At 64.7% G+C, this 24,869-nt stretch carries 27 protein-coding genes; 12 read left to right on the top strand and 15 right to left on the bottom strand.

Translation table 11 applies throughout. From position 1 onward, the window contains the following. Positions 1-57 precede the first annotated feature (57 nt). Together B7X65_RS09530 and B7X65_RS09525 are read right to left on the bottom strand one after the other, a co-directional pair. Positions 58-2,334, bottom strand: coding sequence for a nitric-oxide reductase large subunit (locus B7X65_RS09530; RefSeq protein WP_293594047.1), 2,277 nt, complete (start codon positions 2,332-2,334; stop codon positions 58-60). Positions 2,335-2,366: 32 nt separating this feature from the next. Next, positions 2,367-2,654, bottom strand: a complete 288-nt coding sequence (locus B7X65_RS09525) for a DUF2249 domain-containing protein (protein WP_293594046.1) — start codon at positions 2,652-2,654, stop codon at positions 2,367-2,369. A gap of 240 nt (positions 2,655-2,894) precedes the next feature. On the opposite strand from B7X65_RS09525, the gene B7X65_RS09520 reads away from it, so the two are divergent. From B7X65_RS09520 to B7X65_RS09485, 8 genes are read left to right on the top strand one after another with little or no spacing between them, the layout of a single operon-like run. After that, positions 2,895-3,944 carry a peptidase U32 family protein gene (locus B7X65_RS09520; protein ID WP_293594045.1) on the top strand — a complete coding sequence of 350 codons (1,050 nt, stop codon included), beginning with the start codon at positions 2,895-2,897 and terminating at the stop codon, positions 3,942-3,944. Positions 3,945-3,958: 14 nt separating this feature from the next. Then, positions 3,959-4,861 carry a U32 family peptidase gene (locus B7X65_RS09515; protein WP_293594044.1) on the top strand — a complete coding sequence of 301 codons (903 nt, stop codon included), beginning with the start codon at positions 3,959-3,961 and terminating at the stop codon, positions 4,859-4,861. A 12-nt stretch (positions 4,862-4,873) separates the two neighbouring features. Further along, positions 4,874-5,491, top strand: coding sequence for a hemolysin III family protein (locus B7X65_RS09510; RefSeq protein WP_293594043.1), 618 nt, complete (start codon positions 4,874-4,876; stop codon positions 5,489-5,491). A 14-nt stretch (positions 5,492-5,505) separates the two neighbouring features. Beyond that, positions 5,506-6,030: an SCP2 sterol-binding domain-containing protein gene (locus tag B7X65_RS09505; protein ID WP_293594042.1), complete on the top strand. Its 525-nt coding sequence runs from the start codon at positions 5,506-5,508 to the stop codon at positions 6,028-6,030. Further along, positions 6,023-6,457 carry a putative zinc-binding protein gene (locus B7X65_RS09500; RefSeq protein ID WP_293594041.1) on the top strand — a complete coding sequence of 145 codons (435 nt, stop codon included), beginning with the start codon at positions 6,023-6,025 and terminating at the stop codon, positions 6,455-6,457. The genes B7X65_RS09505 and B7X65_RS09500 overlap by 8 nt, the downstream gene beginning before the upstream one ends. Beyond that, positions 6,444-7,058, top strand: coding sequence for a UbiX family flavin prenyltransferase (locus tag B7X65_RS09495; protein ID WP_293594040.1), 615 nt, complete (start codon positions 6,444-6,446; stop codon positions 7,056-7,058). The genes B7X65_RS09500 and B7X65_RS09495 overlap by 14 nt, the downstream gene beginning before the upstream one ends. Before the next feature lie 3 nt (positions 7,059-7,061). Further along, on the top strand, positions 7,062-8,546 hold the full coding sequence (ubiD, locus tag B7X65_RS09490; RefSeq protein WP_293594039.1) for a 4-hydroxy-3-polyprenylbenzoate decarboxylase: 1,485 nt from the start codon (positions 7,062-7,064) through the stop codon (positions 8,544-8,546). Positions 8,547-8,602: 56 nt separating this feature from the next. Further along, positions 8,603-9,898, top strand: coding sequence for an acyl-CoA dehydrogenase family protein (locus B7X65_RS09485; protein ID WP_293594038.1), 1,296 nt, complete (start codon positions 8,603-8,605; stop codon positions 9,896-9,898). A gap of 19 nt (positions 9,899-9,917) precedes the next feature. Here B7X65_RS09485 and B7X65_RS09480 read toward each other — a convergent pair whose 3' ends face one another. From B7X65_RS09480 to B7X65_RS09445, 8 genes are all read right to left on the bottom strand, one after another. After that, positions 9,918-11,288: an MATE family efflux transporter gene (locus B7X65_RS09480; protein WP_293594037.1), complete on the bottom strand. Its 1,371-nt coding sequence runs from the start codon at positions 11,286-11,288 to the stop codon at positions 9,918-9,920. Positions 11,289-11,307: 19 nt separating this feature from the next. Further along, on the bottom strand, positions 11,308-11,847 hold the full coding sequence (locus B7X65_RS09475; protein ID WP_293594036.1) for a GNAT family N-acetyltransferase: 540 nt from the start codon (positions 11,845-11,847) through the stop codon (positions 11,308-11,310). Between the two features lies 1 nt (position 11,848). Beyond that, entirely contained in the window at positions 11,849-12,439 is a 591-nt protein-coding gene (locus tag B7X65_RS09470) for an XRE family transcriptional regulator (RefSeq protein WP_293594035.1), read from the bottom strand. A 45-nt stretch (positions 12,440-12,484) separates the two neighbouring features. After that, the gene (locus B7X65_RS09465) at positions 12,485-13,534 is read right to left on the bottom strand and encodes a serine/threonine protein kinase (RefSeq protein ID WP_293594034.1); all 1,050 of its coding nucleotides are present in this window, start codon (positions 13,532-13,534) and stop codon (positions 12,485-12,487) included. A 124-nt stretch (positions 13,535-13,658) separates the two neighbouring features. Next, entirely contained in the window at positions 13,659-14,744 is a 1,086-nt protein-coding gene (locus B7X65_RS09460) for a DUF2855 family protein (protein ID WP_293594033.1), read from the bottom strand. 66 nt (positions 14,745-14,810) lie between these two features. Continuing rightward, positions 14,811-15,188 carry a DUF1304 domain-containing protein gene (locus B7X65_RS09455; protein WP_293594032.1) on the bottom strand — a complete coding sequence of 126 codons (378 nt, stop codon included), beginning with the start codon at positions 15,186-15,188 and terminating at the stop codon, positions 14,811-14,813. An 8-nt stretch (positions 15,189-15,196) separates the two neighbouring features. Beyond that, positions 15,197-15,616, bottom strand: coding sequence for an organic hydroperoxide resistance protein (locus B7X65_RS09450; protein WP_293594031.1), 420 nt, complete (start codon positions 15,614-15,616; stop codon positions 15,197-15,199). A gap of 57 nt (positions 15,617-15,673) precedes the next feature. Continuing rightward, on the bottom strand, positions 15,674-16,126 hold the full coding sequence (locus B7X65_RS09445) for a MarR family transcriptional regulator (protein ID WP_293594030.1): 453 nt from the start codon (positions 16,124-16,126) through the stop codon (positions 15,674-15,676). Between the two features lie 116 nt (positions 16,127-16,242). Between B7X65_RS09445 and B7X65_RS09440 the strand changes: the two genes are divergently transcribed. Both B7X65_RS09440 and B7X65_RS09435 read left to right on the top strand, forming a co-directional pair. Then, positions 16,243-17,160 (top strand): SAM-dependent methyltransferase, encoded by a 918-nt coding sequence (locus B7X65_RS09440; protein ID WP_293594029.1) that lies wholly within the window; start codon positions 16,243-16,245, stop codon positions 17,158-17,160. Between the two features lie 230 nt (positions 17,161-17,390). After that, the gene (locus B7X65_RS09435; protein WP_293594028.1) at positions 17,391-18,128 is read left to right on the top strand and encodes a hemerythrin domain-containing protein; all 738 of its coding nucleotides are present in this window, start codon (positions 17,391-17,393) and stop codon (positions 18,126-18,128) included. Positions 18,129-18,138: 10 nt separating this feature from the next. Here B7X65_RS09435 and B7X65_RS09430 read toward each other — a convergent pair whose 3' ends face one another. Beyond that, the gene (locus tag B7X65_RS09430; protein ID WP_293594027.1) at positions 18,139-19,491 is read right to left on the bottom strand and encodes a GAF domain-containing protein; all 1,353 of its coding nucleotides are present in this window, start codon (positions 19,489-19,491) and stop codon (positions 18,139-18,141) included. Then, positions 19,488-20,000, bottom strand: coding sequence for a hypothetical protein (locus B7X65_RS09425; protein WP_293594026.1), 513 nt, complete (start codon positions 19,998-20,000; stop codon positions 19,488-19,490). Before B7X65_RS09425 ends, B7X65_RS09430 begins: the two co-directional genes overlap by 4 nt. Positions 20,001-20,204: 204 nt before the next feature. Here B7X65_RS09425 and B7X65_RS09420 point away from each other — a divergent pair, with 204 nt between their 5' ends. Next, positions 20,205-20,741, top strand: a complete 537-nt coding sequence (locus B7X65_RS09420) for a hypothetical protein (RefSeq protein WP_293594025.1) — start codon at positions 20,205-20,207, stop codon at positions 20,739-20,741. 12 nt (positions 20,742-20,753) lie between these two features. Here the strand turns inward: B7X65_RS09420 and B7X65_RS09415 are convergent, their stop codons facing one another. From B7X65_RS09415 to B7X65_RS09405, 3 genes are all read right to left on the bottom strand, one after another. Continuing rightward, a complete protein-coding gene (locus tag B7X65_RS09415) occupies positions 20,754-21,578 on the bottom strand; it encodes an ABC transporter permease (RefSeq protein WP_293594024.1) in 825 nt (274 codons plus the stop codon). Next, positions 21,578-22,531: an ATP-binding cassette domain-containing protein gene (locus B7X65_RS09410; protein WP_293594023.1), complete on the bottom strand. Its 954-nt coding sequence runs from the start codon at positions 22,529-22,531 to the stop codon at positions 21,578-21,580. Before B7X65_RS09410 ends, B7X65_RS09415 begins: the two co-directional genes overlap by 1 nt. Before the next feature lie 70 nt (positions 22,532-22,601). After that, on the bottom strand, positions 22,602-23,429 hold the full coding sequence (locus B7X65_RS09405; RefSeq protein WP_293594022.1) for a siderophore-interacting protein: 828 nt from the start codon (positions 23,427-23,429) through the stop codon (positions 22,602-22,604). Positions 23,430-23,639: 210 nt separating this feature from the next. Between B7X65_RS09405 and purT the strand changes: the two genes are divergently transcribed. After that, positions 23,640-24,866, top strand: a complete 1,227-nt coding sequence (gene purT, locus B7X65_RS09400) for a formate-dependent phosphoribosylglycinamide formyltransferase (protein ID WP_293594021.1) — start codon at positions 23,640-23,642, stop codon at positions 24,864-24,866. Positions 24,867-24,869 lie beyond the last annotated feature (3 nt).

The following is a 24,869-nucleotide window of genomic DNA, read 5'->3' as shown; positions in this document are numbered from 1 at the left end:
CAATAAAAAATCGGGGAAAGGGACGCAAGGCCGACGCGGCCGGCCTTGCGAGGGAGGTCAGAGGCCGGCCACCGCCTTGGCGGTGAGGGCGCTCGCGGGTTGAACCGCGGGGCGCCGCAACAGGCGCAGGGCATACCAGGCCAGCAGGGCCGCCCCGATGGCGAACAGGATGTCGCCGGGTACCCGCATCCAGACCAGCGTTTCCATCACGGGCGAGTGGATGATTTCCGGCGAGCGGGCGTACCACAGGCCTTTGCTCACGCTGGCCCAAGCCTGGTAAATGCCGGCTGGCAGCAGGGACAGGAAGACCATCATCGCCAAGCCGATGTTCAGGCTCCAGAAGGCAGGCTTCAGGATGTTGTCGGCATGGAGGTGGCGCGCATACAGGCCGCGCAGGCAGAACAGCATCAGGCCGATGCCGAGCATGCCGTAGACACCGAACAGGGCGGCGTGACCATGGGCTGCGGTCATGTTCAGGCCCTGCACATAGTAGAGCGAGGCCGGCGGGTTGATGGCAAAGCCGAGCAGGCCGGCACCGACGGTGTTCCAGAAACCGACCGCGACAAAACACATGACAGGCCATTTGTAGGCAGCCAGCCAGGGCAGGGCTTTGGAACGCCGGTAGGTCTGCAGGGCTTCCAGGCCGATCAGCGTCAGGGGCACGACTTCCAGCGCAGAGAACACCGCACCGACGGCGATCACCGAGGTGGGTGTACCGGTGAAATAGAGGTGATGCAGCGTGCCCAGGATGCCGCCGAACAGGAACACGATGGTCTCGGCGATGATGGCGCGGTTGGCACTTTCAGTGCGAACCAGTCCCAGCTTGGTGAAGATCAGCGCGACCACGGCGGTGGCGAACACCTCGAAGAAACCTTCCACCCACAGGTGGACCAGCCACCAGCGCCAGTACTCGACCATCGAGTAGTGCGTGTTCTGGCCCCAGGTCAGCGATGTCGCGTAGAAGCCGCCGATGCAGGTGGCCGACAGGAAGACCATGGCGATCAGGCCGCGGGTTTCCGAAGGTTTCTTCAGCGCCGGCCAGAGGGCGCGGCCGAGCAGAAACACCCAGAACAGCAGACCCACGAACAGCAGGATTTGCCAGACACGGCCCATGCTGGTGAATTCCAGCCCCTGGTTTCCGACCCAGAAGCTGAAGTCCACACCGCGGTGCTGCAGCGTGCCCAGCCAGCCGGTCACGGTGGAGCCGACCACGATGGCAATCAGCGCCCAGAACAGAACGTCCACGCCGAGCTTTTGCAGCTGGGGTTCGCGGCCCGACAGCAGGGGGGCGATGTACAGGCCGGTGGCCAGCCAGGCGGTGGCGATCCAGAAGATGCCGACTTGGGTATGCACCGTCCGGCTCACCACATAAGGCAACACCTGGGCCAGCGGCAGGCCGAAGAAGGACTGGCCTTCGACGGCGTAGTGCGCCGTGACCACGCCCATGGCGATCTGCAGCAGCATGAGACCGACCACGGCGAAGAAGTACTTGCGCGTGGCCTTCATCGAGGGGGTGGCGACCGCGCCCAGCAAAGGGTCGGCCTTGGGCGGCAGGGCCTCCGGCTCATGCCGCTGGCTGCCGTGCAGCCACAACATGGCGGCGATGGCACCGAGCAGCAAGACGATGCTGACCATCGACCAGATCGCGGCCGAGTCGGTCATCTTGTTGCCCACCAGGGGCTCATGCGGCCAGTTGCTGGTGTAAGACAGGTTTTCCTCGCCGGGCCGGTCGGTGGTCGCGGCCCAGGACGTCCAGAAGAAGAAGGCTGCGAGGGCCTGGCGATCCGCCGCATCCGGCAGCAGGTTGCCTGTCATCGCGTACTGGTCACGCAGTTTGTCCAGCTGCACGTCACTGCCGAACAGGGCGTTGTAGTGACTCGCCACTTCGCGGATCGCCTGTGCACGGTCGCGTGACACGGTGACGGTTTCGCTGGTGGGGTCATAGGTGTTGCGCCGCATTTCCTCCTTCAGCGCAGCATCGACCGCGCCGCGGTCGGATGCTGTGATGGCCGAGGGATCCTTGCGCAAGGCCTGCGTATGGATGGTCTGGAGCGCCGTTGCTTCCCGGTGCAGCCAGTCGGCCGACCAGTCCGGCGCCAGATAGGCGCCGTGGCCCCAGACACTGCCTTGCTGCTGGCCGCCGCTGGCCAGCCAGACCTGCTGGCCATTCTGGACCTGCTCGCCGGTGAAAAGAACCTCGCCCGACGTGGTGACGACGGCCTTGGGGATGGGCGGGGCTGTCAGGTAGATCTGCACGCCGAGGTAACCCAGTGCTCCGAACGACAGGACAAAGATGAAGCCGAGCCAGCGCCACAGCATGTTGTTGTTTTTCATCGCGAATTCCTTCTGGTTTCTTTAAAGGGGGGTCAGGCGCCGCCGCAGGAGCCGCAGCATTGGCCGTCGCTGTGAGCGGATGACAGTCGGGTGATGGCCACGCGCCAGGTCGCCGGTCCCTGTTCCAGGTAAGCCCAGCTGAACTTGCCCGGCCATTCGGCCTGGAACTGGTGATGCAGCGGCTGCGGGTCATGGTCGTTGATCAATTCCATGGCCTGGCCAGCGCGGAGTTGGCTGAAGGTCGAGAAGATCAGGGGATGTCGCTCGCGGGGCGCAAGGGCGCGGATATCGAGCGCGGCGGGGGCAGAGGCATGGCTCATGACGACAATGCCCCTATTGATCCAGGTCAATTGCCTTGATGACGCCCCCCATGCCTTGCTCTGGCAGTCGACTCTGCTTCACGCCGGAAGGTCAGGCGTTGGAGAGCCCACTTGCAACGATCGGCCCCGAGGTCCTTGAGCCCATTTCTTGACGGGGATCAGAAAGTATCCGGATGGATCGGCGTATGGTCGTGCGCTGTGACGGCTCCGTTCGGGGCCCGACGTCCGATCGCCACCCGCATGACCACCTCTACACCTCTTGCCGAACCTGCCCTGTCCCCTTCAGCCCCTCCGGAACTGGTCTGCCCGGCCGGCAGCCTGCCGGCCCTGAAGGCCGCGGTGGACAACGGCGCCAGCTGTGTCTACCTGGGCCTGCGCGACGCAACCAACGCACGCAACTTTGCCGGCCTCAATTTCGACGAGGCCGCCATTGCCGCGGGCATCCGTTATGCCCACGAGCGCGGCTGCAAGGTCTTCATGGCGCTCAACACCTATCCGCAGGCCGCCAACCCCGGTCCCTGGCGCGCGGCGCTCGACCAGGCTGTGGACTTGGGGGTGGATGCCGTGATCCTCGCCGACCCCGGGCTCATGCAGTACGCCGCTTCCCGTTATCCGGCGCTGCGCCTGCACCTGTCGGTACAGGGTTCGGCCACCAATTACGAGGCGATCAACTTCTACCGCGAGCAGTTCGGCGTCGTTCGCGCGGTGCTGCCGCGTGTGTTGTCGCTGGAACAGGTGCGGCAGGTCATCGACAAGACGCCGGTGGAAATCGAGGTGTTCGGTTTCGGCAGCCTGTGTGTGATGGTGGAGGGGCGCTGCGCGCTGTCGTCCTATGTGACGGGCGAGTCGCCCAATACACACGGCGTGTGTTCGCCGGCCAAGTCCGTGCGTTGGCAGGAAACACCGCAGGGTCTGGAATCGCGTCTGGGCGGTGTGTTGATCGACCGTTATGCCAGCGGGGAAAATGCCGGCTACCCCACGCTTTGCAAGGGGCGCTTCGATGTGGGTGATGACGAGAGTTATTACGCCATCGAGGAGCCCGCCAGCCTGAACACGCTCGAACTTCTGCCCCAGCTCATGAAGATGGGTGTGCGCGCCATCAAGATCGAGGGGCGCCAGCGCAGCCTCGCTTATGTAGCGCAGGTGACGCGGGTCTGGCGCGAGGCGATCGACCATTGCGTCGCCAACCCGCATCGCTATGCACCGAAAACCAGCTGGATGGCCAGCCTCGACCAGGTGGCCGAGGGCCAGCAGCACACGCTGGGCGCCTATCACCGGCCCTGGAAATGACGGAAACCCGCACCATGAAAATCGCCTTGGGCCCGCTGCTGTATTACTGGCAGCGGGAAACTGTCTTCAATTTCTACGACGCGGTCGCCGGGACACCGGTGGATGTTGTCTATCTCGGCGAGACCGTCTGTTCGCGGCGCCATGAGTTGCGCCTGGCCGACTGGCTGGACATCGCGGCCCGCCTGCGCGCTTCCGGCAAGGAGGTGGTGCTCTCGACCCAGGTGCTGCTGGAGTCGGGCAGCGATGTGGGCACTATGCACAGGATCACGGCCAATGGCGATTTCCGCGTCGAGGCCAACGACATGGGCGCCGTCCACCGCCTGGCCGGCAAGCTGCCGTTTGTGGCCGGCCCGCATCTCAACCTGTACAACCCGGCGTCGTTGCAGTGGATGGCCTCGCTGGGCGCGAGCCGCTGGGTCATGCCGCTGGAGATGAAGCAGGGTGATCTTGCGCTGCTGCAGCAGGACCGCCCGCCCGGTCTGGAAACCGAGGTGTTTGCCTACGGCCGCATGCCGCTGGCCTACTCGGCGCGCTGCTTTACCGCGCGGCAGCGCAACCTGCCCAAGGACGACTGCCGCTTCAGTTGCCTCGATCACCCGGACGGCCTGATGCTCAGGACCCGCGAGAGCGAGGAGTTCCTGGTGCTCAACGGCACGCAGACCCAGTCGGCCCGGGTCTACAACCTGGTCGATGCGCTGGAGGACATGCGTTTCGCGGGCGTGGATGTGGTGCGCCTGAGTCCGCAGGCGCAGCACATGGCCGAGGTGATCGCCCTGTTCGATGCAGCACGCAAGCAGGTACTGACGCCTCAGGAGGCGCTGGCGCGCATGCAGCCCCTCATGCCGGAGAAGGGCTGCAATGGCTACTGGCACGGCCGCCCCGGGCTGGAGCAGGTGGCCTCCGCGGTAGCTGGCTGAGGGCTGACAACGATGTACCACGGTGAACGTTTCAACAGCATCAGCCACCTCGTCGGCGCCGGGCTGGCGGTGGCGGGTTCGGTCGCACTGATCGTGCCCGCCAGCTTCGTTGGTGATCCCTGGAAAATTGTGAGCTTCAGCATCTACGGCGCCATGCTGGTGGCGCTGTACGTCTTTTCCACGCTGTATCACAGCATACGCGGCCGCGCCAAAAACGTGCTGCGCAAGTTCGACCATTGTTCGATCTACCTGCTGATCGCAGGCAGCTACACGCCATTCGCGCTGGTGTCTCTGCGCGGCGCCTGGGGCTGGTCCTTGCTGGGCGTGGTGTGGAGCCTGGCGCTGCTGGGCATCGTGCAGGAAATCTGGCTGGCCAAGGGCGCGCGTGTGCTGTCACTGGTCATTTATGTGCTGATGGGCTGGTTGGCGCTGGTGGCGGCGTCGCCCTTGTGGACCGCCCTGACGCCCCCGGGCTTTGCCTGGCTGGCCGCGGGCGGTGCCTGCTACACCCTGGGCATTGGTTTTTACGCCACCGACCACAAGCTGCGCCATGGCCACGGTCTGTGGCACCTGTTTGTGCTCGGCGGCAGCATCTGCCACTTCATCACCGTGCTGCTGTATGTGGCCTGACTTTGCGGACCCCCATGAAACCCCTTTCCTCATCTCCTCCCCTGGCATTGCCGCCGGCCCTCGGGTCGCTGCTGGAGCGCCTGCCGGCTTATCCCGGCTCGGTGCTACTGGTGAGCGCGCTCAACCTGGGCCTGGCGCACCAGCTGCCGGCCGACGTGGGCCGCCTGTTACTGCACAGAAAGCTGCGCATTCATGTGCGTGACGCGCGCCTGACCTTTGACTTTTCCTGGACCGGGCAGCGCTTCGTCGCCTGCCCCCGCCAGCAGGCCACCGACCTGGCCATCAGTGCCAGCGCCCACGATTTCATGCGCCTGGCGCAGCGCCAGGAAGATCCGGACACGCTTTTTTTCAGCCGTCGCCTCGCCATGGAGGGCGACACCGAACTGGGCCTGGTCGTCAAGAACGCGCTTGATGCCCTGGAGTTGCCGGTGCTCGACCTGCAGCAGTGGACGCCGCTCCAGTTGCTGGCGCGCCTGGGTCCACGGCAGCGGTCGGCCGGTGTCGGCCCGCGTCAGCATGCAGGTAACCGCCATGACTGAGGATAGGCACGGTTTGCCGCTGGTGTATTCCTGTTCGGGATGCTCCAGCGCCGCGCAGCTGGCCAACCAGGTGGCGCTGCAGCTGGACCGGCGCGGCGTGGCCGAGATGTCCTGCATTGCCGGGGTGGGTGGCGACGTGCCCCATCTGATGAAAATCGTGCGATCCGGGCGGCCCGTCATCGCGCTCGACGGCTGCCCGCTGGCGTGCGTCAAAAGCGTGCTGGCGCGCCATGGCATCACGGCCGACCGGCATTACCCACTCCAGCAATACGGCGTCAAAAAGCGGACGCATGAGGATTTCGATCCCGCGCAGGCGGCGCTGGTGCTCGAGCGTGTGGCGGCCGACCTGCTGGCGGTGCCGCTGCGTGCGTCCACTTCCGGTGGCGGGGTTGCCGCCAGAGGAGCGGACGAACATGCTCACCGGTGACAGCGCGCGCCCACCCCGGCGCATCATTGTTGCGATCTCCGGGGCCAGCGGCGCGGTGTACGGCACACGCCTGTTGCAGGTGCTTCATGCCCTGGCCGGGATCGAAACCCACTTGGTGGTGTCCGACGCGGGCTGGCGCAACCTCGACCAGGAGCAGGGCATGAGCCGCGTCGCCGTCGAAGCCCTGGCCGATCAGGTGCACGACGCGCGCGATGTGGGCGCCTGCATTGCGAGCGGCTCCTTTTTATGCAGTGCCATGGTGGTGGCGCCCTGTTCGATGCGCACGCTGGCTGCCGTGGCGCACGGGCTGGCGGACAACCTCATCACGCGCGCCGCCGACGTGGTGCTCAAGGAGCGCCGGCGACTGGTGCTGATGGTGCGCGAGTCGCCGCTGCACCTGGGCCACCTGCGCAACATGGTCAGCGTGACCGAAATGGGCGCCATCATCTGCCCGCCCATGCCGGCTTTCTACCAGCGCCCGCAGTCGGTGGCCGAGTTGGTGGACGGCAGCGTGGCGCGTGTGCTGGACTTGTTGGACCTACCCCACCAGTTGGCGGTGCGCTGGGACGGTCAGACACCACCCGCCAGCGACGGGTCCTGAGCCATGCGTTACCGCGACCTGCGCGATTTCATGGCCCAGCTCGAGCTGACCGGCGACCTGCGCCGCGTGGCCGAGCCCGTCTCGCCGTATCTGGAAATGACGGCGCTGTGCGACCGCGTCCTGCGTGCCGGTGGCCCGGCCCTGCTGTTCGAGCGCCCCACCGGACACACCATGCCGGTGCTGGCCAACCTGTTCGGCACACCGGCACGTGTGGCGCGCGCCATGGGTGTGAGCGACCTGCGCGCGCTGCGTTCCTTTGGCGAGGTGCTCGCCGCCCTCAAGGAACCCGAAGCACCCAAGGGCCTGAAAGACATGCTCGGTCTGGGCGGGCTGCTCAAGACCTTGTGGCACATGGCACCGCGTGAATTGCGTTCGGCGCCCTGCCAGGAGGTGGTCTGGGAAGGTGCTGATGTCGATCTGGCGCGCCTGCCGGTGCAACACTGCTGGCCCGGCGACGTCGCGCCCCTAGTCACCTGGGGCCTGGTCATCACCCAGGGGCCGCACAAGCCGCGGCAAAACCTGGGCATTTACCGCCAGCAGGTGCTCTCACGCAACCAGCTCATCATGCGCTGGCTGGCGCATCGCGGTGGAGCGCTCGATTTTCGCGACCATGGCGCGGCGAATCCGGGCCAACCCTATCCCGTGGCCGTGGCGCTGGGCGCCGATCCGGCTACCATCCTCGGCGCGGTGACGCCGGTGCCCGACAGCCTGTCCGAGTACCAGTTCGCCGGCCTGCTCCGTGGCGCGCGTACCGACGTCGTGCGCGCGCTGGGCAGCGGCCTGCGCGTGCCGGCCACCTCCGAGATCGTGCTCGAGGGCCACATCTATCCGGATGCCGGCCACCCCAGCGGCTACCAGCACGCGCTTGAAGGGCCGTTCGGCGACCACACCGGGTACTACAACGAGCAGGCCTCGTTTCCGGTGTTCACCGTGGACCGCATCACCTTGCGGCGCGATCCGATTTACCACTCCACCTACACCGGCAAACCACCGGACGAGCCTGCTGTGCTAGGCATGGCCCTGAACGAGCTGTTCATTCCCCTGCTGCAAAGGCAGTTTCCCGAGATCACCGACTTCTACCTGCCGCCCGAAGGGTGCAGCTACCGCATGGCCCTGGTGCGCATCAAGAAGGCCTACCCTGGCCACGCACGGCGCGTGATGATGGGCGTGTGGAGCCACCTGCGCCAGTTCATGTACACCAAGTTCGTGGTTGTGGTGGATGACGATGTGGACGTGCGCGACTGGCGCGAGGTGATCTGGGCCCTGACCACCCGCATGGACCCGGCGCGCGACACGATGTTGATGGAAAACACCCCCATCGACTACCTGGACTTCGCCTCGCCAGTGAGTGGCCTGGGCAGCAAGATGGGACTGGACGCGACCAACAAATGGCCGGGCGAAACCCAGCGCGAATGGGGCCATCCCATCGTCATGGATGCGGCGGTGCAGGCACGCATGGACGGCATCTTCCAGTCCCTCGGGCTGTAAAGGGCGCGGTGTCGCCTGCGTTCTGACAGCGCCTGGCCCGAATCGCACAATGCCTCATGGACTTCAATCACTCTCCCAGGGCACTGGCTCTGCGCCAGCAGCTCGAAGCCTTCATGCAGCAGTACCTGCTGCCCTACAACGCGGCCTGGCATCGCTCGGTGCAGGAGGGGATTTATCCACCGCCTTTTCTCGAAGACCTCAAGGCGCTGGCGCGCGAGGCGGGCTTGTGGAACCTGTTTCTGCCCGGCCTGCAGGAGGACGAACCCGGCACGCGCCTGGGTCACCTCGACTACGCGCCGCTGGCTGAAACCATGGGCCGGCTGCCCTGGGCTGCGGAAGTGTTCAACTGCAGCGCCCCCGACACCGGCAACATGGAACTGCTGCACCGCTTTGCCACGCCCGAGCAGCGCGTGCAGTGGCTGATGCCCTTGCTGGAAGGCCGCATCCGGTCTGCCTTTGCGATGTCCGAGCCGGACGTGGCCTCGTCCGACCCGACCAACCTGCAGACCACCGTGCGGCGCGAGAGCGGGCAACTGGTGATCAACGGTCGCAAGTGGTTCATCACGGGTGCGGCGCACCCGAACTGCCGGCTGCTGGTGGTGATGTGCCGCAACGACGAGGCGCCAGGCGAGGGTGACCTGGCCGGGGCGCACCACCGGCACAGCATGGTGCTGGTGCCCCTGGACACGCCGGGGCTGCAGGTGTTGCGTAATATTTCCGTGGTGCACCACCATGCGCCCGAAGGGCATTGTGAAATCCTGCTCCGCGACGTACGCGTGCCGCTGGATCACCTGCTGGGCGGCTGGGGCGAGGGTTTTGCCATGGCACAGGCACGGCTCGGGCCGGGCCGGGTGCACCACTGCATGCGCACCATCGGCCAGTGCGAGCTGGCACTGGAATTGGCCACGGAACGCACGCTGGAGCGCCAGGCCTTTGGCAAATACCTTTCGGATTTTTCCAACGTGCAGGAATGGATCGCCGAATCGCGCATCGAGATCGACCAGGCGCGTCTGCTGATTCTTCATGCGGCCTGGGCGCTGGACGAAGGCAAGGACGACGCGGCACAACTGCGCGCGCGCGTGGCCGCCATCAAGGTGGTGGCTGCGCGGTTGCAGACGCGGGTGGTGGACCGGGCCATGCAGGCCTTCGGTGCCATGGGCCTGTCACCGGATACCCCGCTGGCTTATTTCTGGACCTGGGGCCGGGCCCTGCACCTGATGGACGGGCCCGACGAAGTACATTTGCGCACCGTGGCACGGCACGAACTGGCGCAAGCGAAGGCGCGTGCGGGCAGCACCGCCGCCTACTTCACCACGCCCGAGCAGTTGCAGGCGCCGCCGCGCATTCGTTAGCGTTCGGGGCGCGATCCACTCACACCATTTTGAGGATGGGTTTTTTCTTCCAGACCACGAAGAAGTAGGCCGTCTGCAGCAGCAGTGCCACCGCGTAGGTGGCCGGGTAACTCATCCAGATGCCGCGCAGCCCGAAGGTCTGGCTGAACGCCCAGCCCAGCGGGAACAGCAACAGGCTCAGGCAGCCCAGCGAGATGAGCGTGGGCACCAGCACCGTTCCGCTGGCGCGCATGACGGACGTGAACACACTGGCCAGGCCGAAAATCAGGCTGGCCCACACGGTGATGTGCAGCAGTCCGGCCGCCAGCGTGACGACCGCCGGGTCGGTGATGAACAGCCCGACGATGGTCCGCGCAAACACCAGCACGCCCACTGCCAGACCGCCGGTGATGGCGATGTTCATGCCCAGCCCGACGCGTGTCACGCTGTCGATCTGGTGCAGACGCCCTGCGCCTATGGCCTGCGCCGCCAGCACCGACGCCGCAATCGCAATCGAGATGGCCGGAAACTGGACATAGGCCATGACCTGGCTGACGGCTCCCCAGGCGGCCGTGGCATGGGAGCCGTAGCCATTGACCAGGCGCAGCAGGGCGAGGTCCGCCACCGAGCCGGTGATGAAGAACAGCCCGGTGGGAAAGCCCAGCCGCACGACGGCCTTCAGGAATTTTTTCTCCAGGCGTACATGCCGCCAGAAATCCCTGTCGGGTGCGAGCGTGCGACCGCGCCGTCGCAGGTGCCGGGCCACCCAGAGCAGGGCAATGGCCGCAGACACCAGCGTCGCCCAGGCGCCGCCGGTCACGCCCAGTGCCGGCAGGCCGAGCCAGCCCTGGATCAGTGCCGGGGTCAGCATGAGAATGATGGTCGAAGACACCACCAGTGACAACAGGGGGGTGACGGTATCGCCCACGCCACGCAGCACGGCCGCCGTCAGCATGGAGACAAACATCAGCGGCAAGGCAGCCATCATGACCCGGGCATAGGCGATGGCCTGGGGCAGTACATCCGCCGGCGTACCCAGCAGGCGCATGATGGGTTCGGCCAGCAACATGCCGCACAGCCCGACCACCACGCCAAGCAAAAAGCCTGCGCAAAGCACGGTGCCGGCAATGGCACGCACCTTTTCAGTATCTCTGGCGCCCCAGGCCTGGCCGATGAGAACGGACGCACCTGCCCCCAGGCCGATCACGAAGGAAATGAAAAACAGCAGCAGGGGAAAAAAGCTGGCCACGGCAGCCAGTGCAGCGACACCCAGCATCTGCCCCACATAGATGTTGTTGAGCGTGCCCGACAGGGCCTGCAACATGTTGGTCAGGACCAGCGGGCTGAGGAAGACCAGAAAGGTCTTCCAGAGTGGTCGGTCTGGAGCGGATTCCGTTTTGCTTTCTGGCATGGGCAGCGCTCGGCCAAATTCAGTGGTTGAGCGAGCGGTAGAAGTAAGTCGTATCGCACGGCTCACCATTCGGGAAAAGCGCGTAACCCGGAATCACTCCGCAGCGTTGCCAGCCCAGCCGCGCATAAAGCCGCTCGGCATCGTCGCTGGCAGTGTCCAGCACCAGCAGGGTTTTGCCGTATTCGCGCGCGACCTGCTCGGCAGCCTGCATCAGCGCTTCACCCAAGCCCTGGCGCCGCGCCCGGCGATGCACCAGCATTTTTGCCACGTCGGCGCGGTGCGGCTGATTCTCGGGCTGGTCCAGAATCACCTGCACGGTACCCACGATGCCTGCGGCATCTTCGGCCACCAGCAGCGCCCGTTCTCCCCGGGCTGAGCTGTCCGCCACACCGCGCCAGAACGCCAGCGCCTTGTCCATGGACAGGGGATGCATGAAACTTACTGAGGCGCCACCGTCCACACAATCGATCAGCAGGTCGGACAGCGACTGTAGCTGGCCTTCGGTCACGGTTTCGAGGCGGTAGGTGCGGGGGTGGTCAACAGAGTTTTTTGTGGGCATGTCATCTCCGGGAGGTGGGAGTGGTGGTGATCACCACGGCGTAACGCGCGGTCTTGCGAGTCGGGTTGTGATAAGTCACAGGCCGGTCCAGCACCAACGCCAGGCAGTCGCCGGTGCCGAGCTGGTGCAGTGCGTCGCCGACGGTGACATCGATGGCGCCCTCCAGTACCCACACCTGTTGGTGGATTTGCACTTCCCGCGCGCCGGTTTCATAAGCCACGCGCGCTTTGGGTGGAAACGACACCTCCACGATCTGGATAGGTGACTCGCTAGTGCTGGGCGATACGTTTCGGCGTACATAACCGGAATGCGGGTCGCTCCAGGAGGGTTGGTCGGCCCAGCGCGCCACCGGGTTATCCGATGGCTGGGGGACTTCAAAAAGCGATGCAAGAGGCACATTCAGTCCGGTCGCCAGTTTCTCCAGCACAACCGCCGTGGGGCTGCTTTCTCCTCGCTCGATCAGCGAAAGCATGGAGCGGCTGACGCCACAGCGCGTCGCCAGCTCGTCCAGCGAGAGGCCGCGCGCAGCGCGCAGGTCACGCACGCGCTGTGCAATGCGTGTATTTAGGCTGTCCGAAGACTTTTCTTTCATGGTGGAAAAAGTTTCCAATATATTGGAACCAATGTCAACCAAAAATTACGCCACTAGCGGCGCTTCCTGCATGGCTTCCGTCTGTTCTTCCAGCATGTCGACCTGGCCTTTCCAGTAGTCGCTGGAGCCGAACCAGGGGAAGTTGATCGGAAAAATCGGGTCGTGCCAGCGCTGGGCCAGCCAGGCACTGTAATGCACCAGCCGCAGGGTGCGCAGCGGTTCGATCAGCGCCAGCTCGCGGCGATCGAACTCGCGGAACTCCTCGTACCCGTCCACCAGGGCGCCGAGCTGTTGCAGGCACTGCGCGCGTTCGCCGGACAGCAGCATCCAGAGGTCTTGCACGGCCGGGCCGCTGCGTGCGTCGTCGAGGTCGACAAAGTGCGGGCCAGCGCCTTCCAGGCCCTCGGGCGTCCACAGGATGTTGCCGGGGTGGCAGTCGCCGTGCAAGCGCAGCGTGCGGACATCGCCGACGCTTTCAAACACGGCCTGCGCCACGTTCATCGCTTCTTCGAACGCCTTGAGCCAGCGCGACGCCATGTCCAGCGGCAGGTGGTTGCCCGCCAGCAGCAGGTCGCGGCTGGCGTAGGCAAAGGTCTGCAGGTTCAGCGCCGGCCGGTGTTTGAAGGGCTTGGCGCTGCCGACCGTGTGGATGCGCGCGAGGAAGCGGCCAATCCATTCGAGCACGCTGAGGTCCTCCAGCTCGGGCCGGCGGCCGCCGCGGCGCGGCGACACGCTGAAGCTGAAACCGTTGAAGTGGTGCAGGGTGCTGCCACCCAGCGCCAGGGCGCCAACGACAGGAATTTCCGCAGCCATCAGTTCGGCGGCAAATTCATGTTCTTCGAGGATCTGCACATCGCTCCAGCGGCCGGGCCGGTAGAACTTGACGACCACGATGTCACCCGCCGCAGAGCCCGCGCCCGCCGGCGCCTCCAGGTGGACCTGGTAGACGCGGTTTTCATAACTGGAGAGCGCCATCAGGCGTCCGTCGCCATACAGGCCCACGCTGGCCAGTGCGTCCAGTACCACGTCGGGCGTGAGTTTTTCGTAGGCGTGGACGGCGTCGGGAGTCGGTGCAGCCAGGGGTTGTTCGGTCATGCCCTCATTGTCGTTGTAATCCGGATCTGCCCCGAAATTTCAAGTAAAAAGTGGCTCTAGCCCTTGATGGATGTGCGAAAGCAGCTATTGAAATAATAGCAAACCGCCATTGCCCCCAGCCGCGTCACAGTGTCAGGATATGCCCAACGCGCGGATCGCCCTTGCCGGCCAGCACCTGCTGGTAGGCCGCGGTGACGGCGTCGGCACCCCGGTGGTGCTGCGTGATCAGCCAGGGCGAAGGCGCTTGTGTCGCACGCTGGCTGAACGTCTGCCAGGCCTGCACCAAGCGCTGGCCCAGGCCTTCTGCGCCCCAGTCGGCGCTGCGCTTCTTGATTTGCGCCGGTGCAAAAAACAAGGTGGCGCGCGGACCCGGCAGATCCCGGGCGCCGCCCAGCTCGGCCACATGGGTACCACCTATGGAGCAGCTGTATTTCAGATTCGCAAAGCGGGTGTGGATGGCAAGGCGCAGCCCGGCGTTGCCGGCAAAGTCCACATAGATGCAGGCTGCATCCGCTGCGATCTGGTCGAGCTGGTCATAAGTCAGCACCCGGCTGTAACAACCCAGGCTTTCGCAAAAAGCCACATTCGCCGGCGACGTCAGCCCGATGACTTCGATGCCCGGGCGCTGGGCCAGCTGGAAGGCTGTGCCATAGGCGGTCTTGCTGGATGCACTTGAAAGCAGCATCACGTTGGCGCCGAAAAAGTCATTGTCGGCCAGGAAGTCGTCGATCAGGAAGGAGGTGATGAACAGCGGCCGCAACAGGGCCTGGATGTCTTCGGTGGCAGGTGTGTAAAACGGGTCGGCGCTGCAGCGCAGGTACTGGTTGTAGACAGGGTGCAGTTCGCGCCGGTGCGGCGCGCCGTCGTGAAAGCCGGCGGTGGCCAGGCGCGCCGGCGTGAGCACGGTGGCCGACGCCATGGGGTAGTAGCCGTAGAGCCGCTCGCCCACAGCCACTCCGGGATGCAGCGACTGCACCACACTGCCAAAGCCCCACACCGGAATGGTGCCCCAGCCTTCTTCACCCGTTGGGAAGAACTGCCAGTAATTCATGGCGTCGCCAAAGGCGGCATAGGTGATGTTGTTGGAGGTCAGCGCAAAGGCTTCGACACGCATGCGCACCTGGCCAACGGCCAGCGGGGCGTCTTCGGCCGTTTCCAGCCGCGTGCTGGCCAGATCGTTTTTTCGGACAAGAAGGGTGGTGGTGCTCATGTCGGCAACTTAAACGAAAAAGCCCGCTGGCTCAAGACCAGCGGGCCGCTTTGGCGACAGGGACGTCTAACTTCTGGCCGCAGGCTTGTCCAGCCACAACACCAGTGCCAGCGCGATGATCGCGGGCAGGGCCTGGGTGAAGAAGATCTTCGGCGCGGCCGTGGCTGCACCAAAGACGCCGGCCACGATCACGCATGCCAGGAAGAAGAGCTTGAACGTGCGGTTGCCCGTGAACAGCCCGAAGAAAAGACCCGCCGCGAGAAAGCCGTTGTACAGCCCCTGGTTGGCGGCCAGAGCCTGGCTCGCATCGGCAAACTCCCGCGTGAGATTGAAGGTTTTCAATCCGGGCGGCTTGTTCCAGAGGAACATTTCCAGAATCAGGATGTAGACATGCTCAATCGCCACCAGAGCAAGGGCGACGTTGGGAATCAGGCGCCTGTTCATCGTCCGGCTCAGACCAGGGTGAGGGTCACGTCGATGTTGCCGCGGGTGGCGTTCGAGTAGGGGCACACCTGGTGGGCGGCATCGACCAGCGCCTGTGCGGCGGTGCGGTCCATGCCGGGAAGGCTGATGTCCAGGCGGACAGCGATGCCGTAACCGGCGGGGATCTTGCCCAGGTCCACGCTGGCGTCAATGCTCAGGTCGTCCGGCAGCGCAATCTTTTTCATGCCGGCCACGGCCTTCATGGCGCCGATGAAGCAGGCGGAGTAACCAGCCGCAAACAGCTGCTCGGGGTTGGTGCCGGTGCCGGCGGTGCCAGGCGAGCTCAGCGTGACGTCCAGGCGGCCATCGTCGGTTTTGGACTTGCCGTCACGCCCGCCAGTGGTGTGGGCGTGGGCGGTGTAGAGGACTTTTTCGAGTTGGGTTGTCATGGTGATTTCCTTGAAAAGATGCTTCGGGAGTGAAGCGGGTTGAAAACGGGAAAGGGTTTACGCGACCAGCCGCTGGCGCAGGGCCCGCATTTGCTGGGTCAGCGCTGTCAGTTCGGGAATGGAACACTGGCTGGCCTCCAGGATGCAGCCGGGAATTTTTGCGGCCCGGCTTTTGAGCTTGCGGCCTGCCGCGGTCAGTGTGATGTGGACACGGCGCTCGTCTTCCACGGCGCGTATGCGGGAAATCAGCCCCGACACTTCCAGGCGCTTGAGCAGGGGGGTGAGGGTGCCCGAATCAAGGTAAAGGCGTTCCCCGAGTTCGGAGACCATCAGCCCGTCTTTTTCCCACAGCACCAGCATGGCCAGGTACTGCGGATAGGTCAACCCGAGTTCGTCGAGCAGGGGCTTGTACAGCTTGGTCATGGCCAGCGAGGTGGAATACAGCGCGAAGCAGAGCTGGTTGTCCAGCAGCAGCATGGCGTCGGTAGAGGTGGTGGTTTTTCCTGACATGGGTCAAATTATTGCACACAATTTAATTGTGTGCAAGTTGATTTGGGATCGAGGTGTTGCAGGGGCTTTGCAGCGGTTTCGTCAATGCCGAGCGCGGGCTACTAAACTGTGGGACCATGCAACACCCCCGTTCCCCCAGCACCGGCAAGCCTGCCCGCCATGCGCCTCCCGCCAAAGCCGACCAGGTCATTGAAGAACTCCGGCCCGGCCAGTCCATCGAGTTGCTCCAGGAGCTGCACATCCTCACGCGCGAGGGCAAGCTCAACCAGGACACGCGGCGCAAGCTCAAGCAGGTCTACCACCTGTACCAGTTCATCGCACCGCTGCTGGAGGAGGTCTCCGCCAAGGGCCGGCCGTTCACCCTGGCCGACCACGGCGCCGGCAAGTCCTACCTGGGCTTCATTCTTTACGACCTGTTTTTCAATGTCGCGCATCCTGGCGAGAAGACCGGTGGCCATATCTATGGCATCGAGACGCGTGCCGAGCTGGTGGAAAAGTCGCGCACGCTGGCGCAGAAGCTGGGCTTTGCGCGCATGACGTTTCTGAATCTCCTGGTGGCGGAAGCCACGGTGTCGGACCAATTGCCGGCGCAGGTGGATATCGTCACCGCCCTGCATGCCTGCGATACCGCCACCGACGACGCCATTGCCTTTGGCCTGCACAAGCAGGCGCGCCACATGGTGCTGGTGCCCTGCTGCCAGGCCGAGGTGGCCGGCGTGCTGCGCAAAAACAAGGCCCTCAGTTTGTCGAAGACGCCGCTCGCGGAACTCTGGCGCCACCCGCTGCACACGCGCGAATTCGGCAGCCAGATCACCAACGTGCTGCGCTGCCTGCAGCTCGAAGCCCATGGCTACGATGTCACGGTGACCGAACTGGTGGGCTGGGAGCATTCGATGAAAAACGAGCTCATCATTGCAAGCCGGCCGTCAGCGCCGAATGCTGCAAAGACGCGGCAGGCACAGGCGCGGCTACAGGAGGTGCTGGCAGAACTGAACCTGGGTGAACTCACGGCGCGTTTTGCTTCACCCGCCTGAGCCTGGTCGCCGGAAGTGGGGATGCTCTGGTGACGGCCCGACGCCGGGAAGCCCTGTTTTCCCTATTCGGGAGCGGTAAATAGTGTTTTTTTAAGGTTCTCGTAGGCATTAATTAGCGATGTCCTCAGGCGTCCCTTTCTAGACTTCCTGCCTGGCTTTCTGATGGCTGGCGCGTGGTGCGTCATGCCGGTCAAGCCGCAAGCAGGCCTTGCCTGGGAAAAAAAGACACCATGAATATCCACCCACATGAGATGACGCAGCTCGCCGCTGCACAACCGACCTCCCGCCTGGATCTGTATGCCGGCATCCACAAGGCGCTGCGTGCGCTGATGGCCGATACGCTATTGGCCGTGGGGCGAATGGACACCGATGACGACCTGGAACTGGCCACAACCACGCAGCGCGTGTGTGAGTTGCTGGATCTTTGCGCCTCGCATCTGGCGCACGAAAACCAGTTCATTCATGCGGCCATGGAAGCGCGTGCGCCCGGTGCCAGCGACGTGATCGCCCATGAACACGAAGAGCATGAGCAGCATATTGCCGGCCTGGGCGCGCTGGCTGGCGCCTTGCTGAAGTCGCCGCTGGCGGGACGCGCAGGCCTGGCGCTGGAGCTGTATCGGCAACTTGCGCTTTTTATCGCAGGCAATTTCCAGCACATGCATGTGGAGGAAACGGCGCACAACGCGGTGCTGTGGTCGCGTTATACCGACGCAGAGCTGGCGGACATTCACGGCGCACTGGTCGCTTCGATTCCACCGGAAGAGATGATGTACACCCTGCGCTGGCTGGTGCCCTTCATGAACCCGGCAGAGCGCCGGGCCATGATGGGCGAGATGCAGGCCCATGCGCCGGCTCCGGCGTTTGCCGCGGCCATGGACACGGTGCGCCCGCATCTGAGCGACGCGGAGTGGGCGAAGCTTACACGCGGCCTGGGGCTGGCGGCTGCGCCTGGCCTGGTCGAGGCTTGACCCGGCAGGCTCAGCCCTGGACTTCCAGCAGGATGAGCGGGCGCATCACCTGTAGCCGGAAGCGGCCGCGCCCGGTTTTCTCGATACGAATGTGCGGGCCATGGTCAATGAGCCGACGCTGCAGCAGCAGCAGCCGGGCTTCCAGGTTGTCGGTCACATCGGGCAGCTGAATGGCCGGGTCCAGCCGCAACTCCCGATTGGAAAATTCCGTGCGTCCATGCCGGGCATGGTCGCTGGCCAGTTTCCAGAAAATGGCGCCGGCCACGCCCTTGATCAGGTAACTGTCATTCACAAAGACGCTGTCGTTGGCGCTGAACCGTCGCAGCCTCAGGGCCGTGCCGGTTGCGGGTGGAACGGGGGGTGTTGCAGGCAGGGGGAAGGCCGTATCCAGTGTGTCGGGCCGGGCCTGCATCAGGTCGATGGCGGCGCCCAGATGCCCGCCCAAGGTGACCAGTGCATCCTCGTCCTCAAAGCCGAAACGCAGGTCCTCCGGGCTCTCCGCGAACAGCACGCCCAGCAGCCTGCCGGCCGATTCAATGGGTACGGCCAGCTGGCTGTGCGGCTCGGCCAGTCCGGGATAAGGAATGTCGGTGTCCAGCAGCAGCCCGGGCGCATGATCGCGCAGGCTGCTGCGAATGGCGTGGCTGTAGAGGTGGGCACTGGTCATGTGCGTGATACGTACAGGCGTGCGTTCCCGCGCTGCCACGCCAATCACGCCATTGCCCATCTCGATTTCAGAGCCCACGCCCGACACGGCATAACCGCAGCTGGCGACGGTGTAGAGCCGCTGGGTGCCGGCGTCCAGCATCAGGACCATGGCGTGGCGGATGTCCAGAAAGTCGACCAGGGTGGCGAGGGTTGTATTGAGCAACTCATCCAGCCCGGTGCAGCGCGCCAGGCGCTCGCTGCCGCGGCGCAGCGCCGTGAGTACATTGGCGCGCGGTGGCAAGGCCGCCAGTGGCTCGCCAGCAATAGGCTCGATCTCATGCACCTCATAGATGTCCGAACCCCGCAGCTTGAAGACAGTCGCCATGCCACTGTGTGAGGCGATGCCGGCCAGTTGTGCTTTCATGCCTTCAAACACCGGGCCCTGCGTCTCCGTGCGCAGGTAGCGGATATGCAGGCGAAAGAATGCCGCCGTCACGGGATGCAATACCAGCACGGTGGCATGCGGGTTGGCCAGGATGTTCTGCCGGGTCTTGTTGAAAAACTGGAAAGACAGGGCGACCTGTCGCTCGCCCGCGTAGAACACCTGTGAGATGTACGCGACGTTGGGGGTTCCATCGAGAGCGCAGGTTGCCATGACGGCCGGGATCGCGCCTTCCAGGCAGGGACGGATATCGGCAAGGGTAGGCGTGATCATGCTGCGCTTGCCGGCCTGGGGTTCAGGGCCGTTCCTGCCCTGGGGCCAGGCGTCTGGTCAAAAGCCTGCTGGGGTTCGAAACTGATGGCCACCACGTCCTCCAGCCGATGGGCCAGCATGGCCTGGGTGAATGCAGGGCCGTACCCCACCCGTCCGACTTCCTGCTCCATCGACGCCAGGTAGCGCGCCAGCGCGGCTTCGTCGGAGGGCTCTGCACAGCGGATGCGGGCGCCGCTGGCCTTGAGCTGGACCGTGCGGTGGGTTGCCGGCTCTGAAAACACGACGGCGATGAGGCCGGTGGTTGCAATGTCCTGAATCAGCTGGCGGGACTGGGGTCGCGACACGTAGACTGTGACCGTCTGGCAGCCGGCTGTGATGGCGCTGCCCACCGCCCGCATGATGCTCGGTCGCAGCTCGAGGCTGCAGGAGCTCACGTTGACAGACACGCCCTTGTCCATCATGGCGATCAGCTCGGGCGACAGCAGCGAGGCGGGCGTGGAGGCGTTCATGCCGCCAAAGTATAAAAGCGTCAGGCGGGGCGTGCAGCTATTTTCAGCTCCGGAAGCGCCTGCGCGTCAAGGACACCAATACCACGATTCAGCATCTCTCAAACCGGCAACAATTCACAATGCGCAGGGCGGGACGGGCGGTTAAACTTCGTCCGCACTTCAAACCCGGGAGGAATGAGGGCGTTCATAAATCAGGGGATTATCTTGAAAAAACTGCTTGTTCTGCTTTGTGCGTGGGCGCTGGTTGGATGTGCGTCGATTGTCAACGACTCGACGCATCCTCTCAAAATTGAAACGAAGACAGCTTCTGGAACAGCCATCGCGGGTGCTGACTGCTCAATCAGCAACGATTACGGTTCCACCAGCGTGAAGTCTGGTACCACGACGTCGGTCCGGCGCTCCTCCAAGGACATGGATATCACCTGTGTCCAGCAAGGCCAGCCGGACGCCACGGGTCGGGCGATATCGCGCGCAAATGCCGGCATGGCCGGGAATATTATTTTCGGTGGGGGTATCGGGGCAATCATCGATCACAACAAGGGCACAGCCTATACCTACCCGACCTGGGTTCAGCTGGTCTTTGGTCAGACGCTTGTGTTTGACCGCAGGGATGAAAAAGACGGTGCACCTGTTGGGGGTAAAACCCCTGAAATGGCCGCCCAACAACAGCCTGCAGCCACTGCTTCAATGACGGGCTCGACTTCAACGGCCTGTTCCCAGGGCGCCGGACCCTGCAGGTAAGTTATCTCCAGATCAGGCCCTGAACCGCCGGCGCGTCAGCGCCAGCGCCACCCAGAAGCCCGCCACGGTGTAGCCCACCAGCACCAGCCCATGCCGCCACGGCGAAGCCGGCCACTGGTCCATGAACATGGGGCGGATGATCTCCACCGCGTTGGTCAGCGGCAACCAGTCGGAGATGAGGCGCACCAGCGGCGGCAACTGCTCGCGCGGAAAGAAGATGCCGCTCAGGAACATCATGGGCGTCAACACCAGCGTGAAGTAGTAGGTGAAGAAGTCGTAGCCCTTGGCCAGTGCGTTGAAGATCAGCGCTATGCAGGAAAACATCATGCCGACCAGCAGCAGAATCGGCCAGGCCAGCAGCAGCCTGGGGCTGTGGCTGATGCCCAGGGCCAGCATCACGCCGAGGATGGCCGTCACGGTGAACAGCGCCTTGAAGGCGGCCCAGAGCATTTCGGCCAGCAGCACGCTGTCCAGGCTGATCGGGGCATTCATGATCCCGTCCCAGGTTTTCTGTACATGCATGCGCGAAAACGCCGAATACAGCGCCTCGAAGCTGGCGGCGTTCATGGCGCTCATGCAGATCGAGCCGCTGGCCAGGAACAGGATGTAGGGGACTTTGGCTGCGCTGTCGCCGCCCACGCTGACTTCGCCGACCAGCGCGCCCATGCCGTAGCCAAAAGCCACCAGCCACATCAGCGGCTCGGCAATGTTGCCGACCAGGCTGGGAATGGCCAGCTTGCGCCAGACCAGCAGGTTGCGCATGAAGACAGGCCACCAGCGTGCTGACAGGTCCGGCGCGCGCCATATGGACGGGTTGTTTGAACTGTCGCTGCTCATCACGCGTCCTCCCTGATCTGGCGGCCGGTCAGTTTGAGGAACAGGTCTTCCAGGTTGGCGGGCCGGTGCAGGGTGCGCAAACTGCCGTGGGCCGCCAGGCGGTCCAGCAGCGGACGGGCGTCCTGGGTGTAGAAAAACACGGTTTCGCCGCTGACCTCCACTCGCGCAGCCAGTGCCCGCAGCGCGGCATGTTCACCCGATCGGGCCAGTTCCAGTGCGCCGACGCCATACACTTCCACCACGTCGGGCTCCAGGTGCAGCGCAATCAGCTCGCGCGGTTTGCCTTCGGCGATCTTCTTGCCGTGGTCCAGCACCAGCAGGCGCGAGCACAGGCGTTCGGCCTCGTCCATGAAGTGGGTGGTCAGCAGGATCGACTTGCCCTGTTGCAGCAGCAGTTGCAGCCGCTCCCACATCAGGTGCCGCGCCTGCGGGTCCAGCCCGGTCGTGGGTTCGTCGAGCAGCAGCAGGCTCGGGTCGTTGACGAGGGCGCGCGCCAGACTCAGGCGCCGCTTCATGCCGCCCGACAGTTCACCGGGCTTGCTGCCGGCCTTGTGCGAGAGCGAGGCAAATTCCAGCAGCGCCGGCACGCGGGCGCGCACCTGCGCCGCCTTCATGCCGAAATAGCGGCCATAGACCTGCAGGTTTTCCGCGCAGCTGAAGTCCGGGTCCAGCGTGTCGAACTGGCTGACCACGCCCAGCCTGGCCTTGATCGCCAGCGCATCGTCGGGCATGCGCAAACCGCGGTTCTGGCCGTCCGCAAAATAAGTGATGTCGCCGGTGTCCGGTGCGGTCAGGCCCAGGCACATGCGGATGGTGGTGGTTTTTCCGGCGCCGTTAGGGCCGATCACGCCCAGGCATTCGCCGGGCGCAATCTCGAAGGACAGGTCGTCCACGACCACAGCGCTGCCGTAGTGTTTGGTCAGGCCCCGGATCTGGAGAAGGGGATGGTTCATGCGGCTATTGTTGCCGACCTGCGCTGGGCTGCTGCCGCGGTACGGGACAGCGGCTGAACGGACACGGGTTTCAGGCGTCCTCACCATAGTCGTGATCCGGGTGGTTGACCACGTCCAGCTTCCAGTAACCCCGGCCCACGATCTGGCTGCGGCTCACGCCCAGCGCCGTGATCAGCAACTGGCGGATGCGACGCATCGCCGCGGCCTCACAGGCCAGGTAAATACGGGTGTCGGGGCCTATCGGCGCAGCAGCATGCAGCGCCTTTTCCAGGGCCTGTCCCGCCGCCCGGTGGTCCGTGCCGCGCGCCAGCCAGACCACGTCAAGCTGCGCCGCGCTGTGCAGCGGCCGCTGCTCGGTATCGCTGATGACTTCCAGCAGCACCTGCGCATGGGCGCCGGCGGGCAGGGCGGCCAGAATGGTTTCGACCGCTGGCAGCGCGCTGGCATCGGCGATCAGCAGGTGCTGCGTGGCGGCGCTGTCCAAGGCATAGCCGGGACCGGGGCCCATCAGGAACAGCACCTGGCCGACGGTGGCCTGGGCCGCCCAGGTCGACGCCGGGCCTTCACCGTGCAGCACAAAATCGACATCGACTTCCTGCGCCTCGGGCCGCACCGCCAGCGGGGTGTAGGTGCGCATGGACACGGCGCGCGGGCCGTCCGGCAAAGAGCGGGTCGGCTCGGTTTGCCCCGGCTCAGGGAAGATCAGCTTGATATAGCTGGCGGGCCCGGCCGGCGCGAAGCCCTCGAGTTCGGCACCCTGGAGCGTGATGCGGCGCATGGCCGGGCTCAGGACCTCGATGCGGCTGACTTCCACGCGGCGCGGCGGACGGCGCTGGCGGACGGGCGCCGGGCTGGACGCTGGTTGCGGGCGTGCGGGAGGGGGAAGGGGCTGGGTCAAGAAGGGCTTTCTGAAGCAGGCGGGCGCCAATGAGAACCATTGTCATCCAGAATCCGCGCGACCGTGTTCCGTAGGGCCATCCGCTGAAGGGGACCGGGCCCCGGGCCCAGGTGTTTTCCCCGGTGAAGTAAAGTGTTGGTCACGGCGCCTCGCTTACGGCTCGTTTGCATGGCGACCTGTCCTCCGACCCCTCCACCTCCTGCACATCCCATGACCACCTTCGGCACCCCCCTGTCCCCCCACGCAACCAAAGTCATGCTGCTCGGCTCCGGCGAGCTTGGCAAGGAAGTGCTGATTGCGCTGCAGCGTCTGGGCGTGGAAACCATCGCCACTGATCGCTACGACAACGCTCCGGGCCAGCAGGTCGCGCACCATGCACGCACCATCACCATGAGCGACCCGGCCCAGCTCAAGGCGCTGATTGAAAAGGAAAGGCCGCACTTGGTGGTGCCCGAGATCGAGGCAATCGCCACTCCGATGCTGGAAGAACTCGAAGCGGCGGGCGTGGTCCGTGTGGTGCCGACCGCGCGGGCTGCCCGGCTGACCATGGACCGCGAAGGCATTCGCCGCCTGGCCGCCGAAACCCTGGGCCTGCCGACCAGCCCCTATGTATTTTGCGATTCGCTGGCGGAACTTCAGGCCGCGATCGACGCCAAAATCGGCTACCCCTGCGTCGTGAAGCCGGTCATGAGTTCCTCGGGCAAGGGCCAGAGCAAGATTTCCGGTCCCGCCGACGTCAAGGCCGCCTGGGACCATGCCATGGCCGGCGGCCGCGTCAGCCACGGCCGGGTCATCGTCGAGGGCTTCATCGACTTTGACTACGAGATCACCCAGCTTACGGTGCGTGCCATGGGCGCGAATGGGCAGATCGAAACCCATTTCTGCGAGCCGATCGGCCATGTGCAGGTCAGCGGGGACTATGTGGAAAGCTGGCAGCCGCAGCCCATGGCCTCCAGAGCGCTGCAGAAAAGCCGCGACATCTGCAAGGCGGTGACCGACAACCTGGGGTTGGGCCATGACGGCAAGCCGGGCGGTCTGGGCCTGTTTGGCGTCGAACTGTTCGTCAAGGGCGACGAGGTCTGGTTCAGCGAGGTCAGCCCCCGGCCGCACGACACCGGCATGGTGACGATGTGTACACAGTGGCAAAACGAGTTCGAGCTGCATGCGCGAGCCATTCTTGGCCTGCCGGTCAATACGGCGCTCAAAACCCCGGGCGCCAGTGCCGTGATCTACGGCGGTGTGGATGCGCAGGGCATCGTGTTTGACGGCGTGGCCGAGGCACTGCGCGTACCCAACACCGACATCCGGCTGTTCGGCAAGCCGGAGAGTTTTGTCAAGCGCCGCATGGGCGTCGCGCTGGCCTTCGATGACGATGTGGAGACTGCGCGGGCCCAGGCCAAGCTGGCTGCCTCGCGGGTCAAACCGCGCGTGGCCTGAAGG

Source organism: Polaromonas sp. 39-63-25, assembly GCF_002278925.1.
GTDB lineage: Bacteria > Pseudomonadota > Gammaproteobacteria > Burkholderiales > Burkholderiaceae_C > Polaromonas.
The sequence above is the reverse complement of the archived record's forward strand: the minus strand, read 5'-3'. Positions and strand labels throughout refer to the sequence as shown.

Excerpts from the sequence above, each read along its gene's own strand:
- B7X65_RS09530 (WP_293594047.1), bottom strand. The coding sequence starts at position 2,334 with ATGAAAAACAACAACATGCTGTGGCGCTGGCTCGGCTTCATCTTTGTC.
- B7X65_RS09525 (WP_293594046.1), bottom strand. The coding sequence starts at position 2,654 with ATGAGCCATGCCTCTGCCCCCGCCGCGCTCGATATCCGCGCCCTTGCG.
- B7X65_RS09520 (WP_293594045.1), top strand. The coding sequence starts at position 2,895 with ATGACCACCTCTACACCTCTTGCCGAACCTGCCCTGTCCCCTTCAGCC.
- B7X65_RS09515 (WP_293594044.1), top strand. The coding sequence starts at position 3,959 with ATGAAAATCGCCTTGGGCCCGCTGCTGTATTACTGGCAGCGGGAAACT.
- B7X65_RS09510 (WP_293594043.1), top strand. The coding sequence starts at position 4,874 with ATGTACCACGGTGAACGTTTCAACAGCATCAGCCACCTCGTCGGCGCC.
- B7X65_RS09505 (WP_293594042.1), top strand. The coding sequence starts at position 5,506 with ATGAAACCCCTTTCCTCATCTCCTCCCCTGGCATTGCCGCCGGCCCTC.
- B7X65_RS09500 (WP_293594041.1), top strand. The coding sequence starts at position 6,023 with ATGACTGAGGATAGGCACGGTTTGCCGCTGGTGTATTCCTGTTCGGGA.
- B7X65_RS09495 (WP_293594040.1), top strand. The coding sequence starts at position 6,444 with ATGCTCACCGGTGACAGCGCGCGCCCACCCCGGCGCATCATTGTTGCG.
- ubiD (WP_293594039.1), top strand. The coding sequence starts at position 7,062 with ATGCGTTACCGCGACCTGCGCGATTTCATGGCCCAGCTCGAGCTGACC.
- B7X65_RS09485 (WP_293594038.1), top strand. The coding sequence starts at position 8,603 with ATGGACTTCAATCACTCTCCCAGGGCACTGGCTCTGCGCCAGCAGCTC.
- B7X65_RS09480 (WP_293594037.1), bottom strand. The coding sequence starts at position 11,288 with ATGCCAGAAAGCAAAACGGAATCCGCTCCAGACCGACCACTCTGGAAG.
- B7X65_RS09475 (WP_293594036.1), bottom strand. The coding sequence starts at position 11,847 with ATGCCCACAAAAAACTCTGTTGACCACCCCCGCACCTACCGCCTCGAA.
- B7X65_RS09470 (WP_293594035.1), bottom strand. The coding sequence starts at position 12,439 with ATGAAAGAAAAGTCTTCGGACAGCCTAAATACACGCATTGCACAGCGC.
- B7X65_RS09465 (WP_293594034.1), bottom strand. The coding sequence starts at position 13,534 with ATGACCGAACAACCCCTGGCTGCACCGACTCCCGACGCCGTCCACGCC.
- B7X65_RS09460 (WP_293594033.1), bottom strand. The coding sequence starts at position 14,744 with ATGAGCACCACCACCCTTCTTGTCCGAAAAAACGATCTGGCCAGCACG.
- B7X65_RS09455 (WP_293594032.1), bottom strand. The coding sequence starts at position 15,188 with ATGAACAGGCGCCTGATTCCCAACGTCGCCCTTGCTCTGGTGGCGATT.
- B7X65_RS09450 (WP_293594031.1), bottom strand. The coding sequence starts at position 15,616 with ATGACAACCCAACTCGAAAAAGTCCTCTACACCGCCCACGCCCACACC.
- B7X65_RS09445 (WP_293594030.1), bottom strand. The coding sequence starts at position 16,126 with ATGTCAGGAAAAACCACCACCTCTACCGACGCCATGCTGCTGCTGGAC.
- B7X65_RS09440 (WP_293594029.1), top strand. The coding sequence starts at position 16,243 with ATGCAACACCCCCGTTCCCCCAGCACCGGCAAGCCTGCCCGCCATGCG.
- B7X65_RS09435 (WP_293594028.1), top strand. The coding sequence starts at position 17,391 with ATGAATATCCACCCACATGAGATGACGCAGCTCGCCGCTGCACAACCG.
- B7X65_RS09430 (WP_293594027.1), bottom strand. The coding sequence starts at position 19,491 with ATGATCACGCCTACCCTTGCCGATATCCGTCCCTGCCTGGAAGGCGCG.
- B7X65_RS09425 (WP_293594026.1), bottom strand. The coding sequence starts at position 20,000 with ATGAACGCCTCCACGCCCGCCTCGCTGCTGTCGCCCGAGCTGATCGCC.
- B7X65_RS09415 (WP_293594024.1), bottom strand. The coding sequence starts at position 21,578 with ATGAGCAGCGACAGTTCAAACAACCCGTCCATATGGCGCGCGCCGGAC.
- B7X65_RS09410 (WP_293594023.1), bottom strand. The coding sequence starts at position 22,531 with ATGAACCATCCCCTTCTCCAGATCCGGGGCCTGACCAAACACTACGGC.
- purT (WP_293594021.1), top strand. The coding sequence starts at position 23,640 with ATGACCACCTTCGGCACCCCCCTGTCCCCCCACGCAACCAAAGTCATG.